2 protein-coding genes are annotated in these 5,621 nt (G+C 77.3%); both read right to left on the minus strand.

All coding sequences use genetic code 11. The annotated features are described in order from the left end of the window. Positions 1-4,768: type I polyketide synthase (locus L6E12_RS27825; protein ID WP_236230887.1), on the minus strand; the 4,768-nt coding region annotated here is incomplete at its 3' end. A gap of 17 nt (positions 4,769-4,785) precedes the next feature. Further along, positions 4,786-5,621: acyl carrier protein (locus L6E12_RS27830; RefSeq protein WP_236230888.1), on the minus strand; the 836-nt coding region annotated here is incomplete at its 5' end.

Here is a 5,621-nt window from a genome sequence, read left to right on the forward strand (position 1 = left end):
AGGCGTGGCCGAGGACGGCCGCGGCGTGTGTGCGCACCAGGTCGAGGAGAGTGCGCTCGCGCTCGGCGCCGGTCAGCCCGGCGAGGGTGTCGGCGCCGCCCGCCTCGACCGACCGCAGGTGCGCCCGGCGCGGGCCGACGAGGCCGCGCAGCAGGTGCGGCACCTCGGGGCGCGCGCGCAGCGCGGCGAGGTCGAGCCCGACCGGGACCAGCAGCGCCTCGTCGCGGGCGGTGGCGGCGTCGAACAGGGCGAGGGCGGTGGCGGTGGGCAGCGGGGCGACCCCGGCCCTGGCCAGCCGGGCCACGGCGGCGGCGTCGAGGTGGCCGGTCATCCCGCTGGCCTGGTCCCACAGGCCCCAGGCGAGCGCGGTGCCGGGCTTGCCCTGGGCGCGCCTGCGCGCGACGAGCGCGTCGAGGGCGGCGTTGGCGGCGGCGTAGGCGCCCTGGCCGGGGTTGCCGAACAGGCCCGCGGCGGCGGAGAACACCACGAACGCGGTGAGGTCGAGCCCGGCGGTGGCCTCGTCGAGCGCGCGGGCGGCGGTGACCTTGGGGGTCGCGGCGGCGGCGAGCCGGTCGGGGGTCACCGCGGCCAGCACGCTGTCGTCGAGGACGCCCGCGGTGTGCACGACGGCGGTGACGGGGTGCTCGGTGAGCAGGGCGCGCAGCGCGTCGGCGTCGGCGGCGTCGCAGGCGTGGACGGTGGCCTCCGCGCCCTGCTCCGCCAGCCGCGCGACGAGGTCCGCGGCGCCGGGCGCGGCCGGGCCGCGGCGGCTGGTGAGCACCAGCGTGCGCACACCCCGCCGGGCCAGGTGCAGGGCGACCTCCGCGCCGAGGGTGCCGGTGCCGCCGGTGACGAGCACGGGCCCGTCGGCGGGGAACGGGTCGGCCGCACCCTCGTCGGCGACCCTGGCGAGGCGGGGGGCGTGCAGGGCGCCGTCGAGGACCCGGGTCCACGGCTCGTCGCCCGCCGGGAGCAGGACGGCGTCCGGGGTCTCCACCACGGCGAAGCGGCCCGGGTGCTCGGCGGCGGCGCTGCGGGTCAGGCCCGCGGCGCCCGCACCGTCGGGGTCGGTGGCCACGACCAGGGTCAGCAGGCCCGCGTCGCGAGCCGACCAGGCTTGCAGCAGCGGCAGGGCGTCGGCGGCGGTCGTCCCGGCGGGGCAGCGGACGACCAGCGGGGCGGGCAGGTCGGCGTGCGCGTCCGCGAGGTCGACCGGGTCCGCGCCGGTCGAGGGGGTGGGGGTCCAGTCCAGCCGGTGCAGCGGCGTGGCCGGGGCGGACAGGTCGGCGGGGCGGAAGGACAGGCGCTCGGCGGTGAGCACCGGCTCGCCGTCCGGGGTGGTGACGACGAGCGAGACCGCGTCGGGTCCGGCGGGTGTCATCCGGGCGCGGACGGCGCGGGCCCCGGTGGCGTGCACCGTGACGCCCTGCCAGTCGAAGGGCAGCGCGGGCGCGCCCTCGGCGGTGGCCAGGGCGTGCAGCGCGGCGTCGAGCAGGGCGGGGTGCACGCCGAAGCCGCCGGTGTCGACGTCGGTCGCGGCCTCGGCCAGGACCTCGTCGCCGTGGCGCCAGGCGCGGGCCAGGCCGCGGAAGGCGGGGCCGTAGGCGATGCCGCCCTCAGCGAACCGGTCGTGCAGGCCGTCGAGGGGGACCTCCTCGGCGTCGGCGGGCCACTGCCCCGCCGCGACCTCGACCGGCTCGGCGCGCAGGGCGCCGCTGGCGTGGCGGACCCACTCGTCGGCGGGGTCCTGGCGGGCGAAGACGGTGACCGGGCGCGAGTCCGCGCCCGCGCCGATGGAGACCTGGACGGTGGCGGGCAGCGCCAGCGGCTCGTGCAGGGTCAGCCCGTCCACGTGCGGTACCCCGGCCTGGCGGCCCGCGGCGAGCACCAGGTCGAGCAGCGCCGTGCCCGGCACCACGACCCGGCCGCCGACGACGTGGTCGCCCAGCCAGGGCGCGGTGGCGGTGGACAGCGTGCCGGTGAGCACCACGCCGTTGTTGTCGGCCAGCGACAGGGCGGCGCCGAGCAGGGGGTGCCCGGTGCCGACCAGGCCGGTGGAGGTGAGGTCGGCGGCACCGCGCGCGGGCCAGAAGCGCTGGTGCTGGAAGGGGTAGGTGGGCAGGTCGGCGCGGCCGTCGCCGGGCAGGACCGCGGCCCAGTCCGGGGTGGTGCCCGCGACGACGGCCTCACCGAGGGACAGCAGCATCCGGTCGAGCCCGCCGTGGTCGCGCTTGAGCGAGCCGACGGCGACGACGTCGTCGGGCAGGGCCATGGTGAGCACCGGGTGCGGGGAGCACTCCACGAACACGCCGAACTCGTCGTCCACCAGCCGCCGCACGACGCCAGCGAACTCCACAGTGGACCGGAGGTTGTCGAACCAGTACCCGGCCCCCATCACCGAGCCGTCCTCCACCCGGCCCGTCACCGTCGAATACACCGGCACAGAACCAACCCGGGGCCGCACCGGCTCCAGCACCACCATCAACTCATCGCGCAGCTCATCGACCTGAGCCGAATGCGACGCGTAATCCACCGGAATCCGCCTGGCCCGAACACCATCGGACTCACAGCAGGCGACCAGCTCATCCAGGGCGGACGGCTCACCGGAAACCACCACGGCCGACGCGCCATTGACGGCCGCGACCGACAGCCGCTCCCCGAACGCAGCGATCCGCGCCCGCACCGCCTCCACACCCGCGGCAACCGACACCATGCCACCGCGCCCGGCCAACCTACGCAGCACCTGCGACCGCAGCGCCACGACCCGCGCACCGTCCTCAAGCGACAACGCACCCGCCACCACAGCAGCCGCGATCTCACCCTGCGAATGCCCCACCACCGCAGCAGGCTCAATCCCCCACGAACGCCACACCTCCGCGAGCGACACCATCACAGCCCACAACACCGGCTGAACAACATCCACCCGCTCCAACAACGCCGCATCACCCAAAGCCTCGTCCAACGACCAGCCCTTGAACTCGCTCAGAGCCGCGTCACACTCAGCCAACCGAGCCGCGAACACCTCCGACGACGCAGCCAACTCCCGCGCCATCCCCACCCACTGCGAACCCTGACCCGGGAACACGAACACGGTCCGCCCAGGCTCGCCCGCGGCCCCGGTGACGACGGCGGGGTGCGGAACCCCCGCCGCCAACGCGGCGACGCCGTCCGCGAGCACGTCGCCGGAGCCGACCACCACGGCCCGCGCCCGCAGCGCCGTGCGGGTGAACACCAGCGACCGCGCCACATCGGCGGCGTCGGCGCCCGTCCCGGCCAACTCGGCCGCCCGCGCGCGCAGCGCCGCGTCCGAGCCGCCGGAGAGGAACCACGGCACCGGGCCGGACGAGGCGGGCTCGGTGGCGGCGGACTCGACGGCGGGGTCGGTGGCCGGGCCCTGTTCCAGCACGACGTGGGCGTTGGTGCCGCTCATGCCGAACGAGGACACCCCCGCCCGGCGCGGGCGGTCGACTGCGGGCCACTCGCGGGCGGCGGTGACGACCTCCACCGCGCCAGCCGACCAGTCCACGCGCGGGCTCGGCGCGTCGACGTGCAGCGTCGCGGGGAGGGTGCCGTGGCGCAGGGCCAGCAGCATCTTGATCACCCCGGCGACGCCCGCGGCGGCCTGGGTGTGGCCGATGTTGGACTTCAGCGAGCCCAGCAGCAGCGGCCGGTCCCGGTCGGCGCCGTAGGTGGCCAGCAGGGCCTGGGCCTCGATCGGGTCGCCGAGCGCGGTGCCGGTGCCGTGCGCCTCGACGGCGTCGACGTCGGCGGTGGTGAGCTGGGCGTTGTCCAGGGCGGCGCGGATGACCCGGCGCTGGGAGGGGCCGTTGGGGGCGGTCAGGCCGTTGGAGGCGCCGTCGGAGTTGACCGCGGTGCCGCGCACCACGCCCAGGACGCGGTGCCCGAGGCGCTGGGCGTCCGAGAGCCGCTCCACCAGCAGCACGCCGACGCCCTCGCCCCAGCCGGTGCCGTCGGCCGCGGCGGCGAACGGCTTGCACCGGCCGTCGGCGGCCAGGCCGCGCTGGCGGGAGAACTCGGTGAACGCCGCCGGGCTGGCCATGACGGTGGCCCCGCCGGTGACGGCCAGGTCGCACTCCCCCGCCCGCAGCGCCTGCACGGCCAGGTGCAGCGACACCAGCGACGCCGAGCACGCGGTGTCGACGGTGACCGCCGGGCCCTCCAGGCCGAAGGCGTAGGCGATGCGCCCGGACACCACCGAGGCCGCGTTGCCGGTGGCGACGTAGCCGCCGAGGTCGTCGGGCGCGCCGCGCAGGGCCTCGGGGTAGTCGTGGACGTTGGCGCCGACGTAGACGCCGGTGCGGCTGCCGCGCAGGGTGGTGGCGTCGAGCCCGGCGCGCTCGAAGACCTCCCAGGTGGTCTCCAGCAGCAGGCGCTGCTGCGGGTCCATCGCCAGTGCCTCGCGCGGGTTGACCCCGAACAGGTCGGCGTCGAACCCGGCGACGTCGTCGAGGAACGCGCCACGGCGCGTGTAGGAGGTGCCGGGGCGGTCCGGGTCGGGGTCGTAGAGGGCGTCGAGGTCCCAGCCGCGGTCGGCGGGGAAGTCGCCCACGGCGTCGCCGCCCGCGACCAGCAGCTCCCAGAGCTGCTCGGGGGAGCTCACCCCGCCGGGGAAGCGGCAGGCCATGCCGACGACGGCGATGGGCTCGGACTGGCGGTCCTGCAGGGCGCGGGTGCGCCTGCGCAGCCGCTCGGCCTCCTTGACCGACGCGCGCAGGGCCTCGAGGAGTTTGTCGTTCGACGTCGTCATGGTGCGCTCCCGGGCCGTCAGGCGTCTGTGTGGTCGAGGGCGAGCTGGATCAGCCGGTCGGCGTCCATCTCGTCGATGTCGTCGAGGTCGGTGCCGTCGTCCACCGGGTCCCCGCCGCCGAGGTCGTCGGCGTCCGCGGGGTCGTCGGGGTCGTCGGCACCGGAGCGCTCGCCCGGGTCGCGGGCCAGCTCCAGCAGGGCGTCGAGCAGGCCCGCGGCGCGCAGCCGCTCGACCGGAACGGAGGCGACGAGCCTGCGCAGCTCGGCGTCGGTGTCCTCGGCGGGGACCAGGCAGGCCAGCAGCTCAGCGCCTGCCGCCGCGGGGGTGGGGTGGTCGAAGACGAACGTGGCGGGCAGCGCCAGCCCCGTGGCCGCGCGCAGCCGGTCGCGCAGCTTCACCGCGCTGAGCGAGTCGAACCCGAGGTCGCGGAAGGAGCGGGTGGCCCCGACGGCGGCGGGCGAGTCGTGCCCCAGCACCTCGGCGGCGTGCCCGCGCACGAGCCGGACCAGGTGCGCGGGCCGCTCGGCGGCGGGCAGCGCGCGCAGCCGGGCGAGCAGGTCGGGCTCGGGCTGCTCGGCGGCCGTCTCCGGCGTGGGCAGCAGGCCGCCGAGCAGCGGGCTGGGCCGGGCGGCGGTGAAGGTGTCGGCGAAGCGGCGCCAGTCGACGTCGGCGAGCACGACCACGCCCTGCGCGCGGGCCGAGCGGCTGAGCGCAGCGATGGCGGTCGGCACCGGCAGTGGGCGCAGGCCGTGGCGTTCCAGGCCCGCCCCCTCGGCCATGCCGCCGCCCGCCCACGGGCCCCAGCCCAGGGCGACGCCGGGGCGGCCCTCGGCGCGGCGGCGCTCGGCCAGCG

It is taken from the genome of Actinokineospora sp. PR83, assembly GCF_021056305.1.
Lineage (GTDB): Bacteria > Actinomycetota > Actinomycetes > Mycobacteriales > Pseudonocardiaceae > Actinokineospora > Actinokineospora spheciospongiae.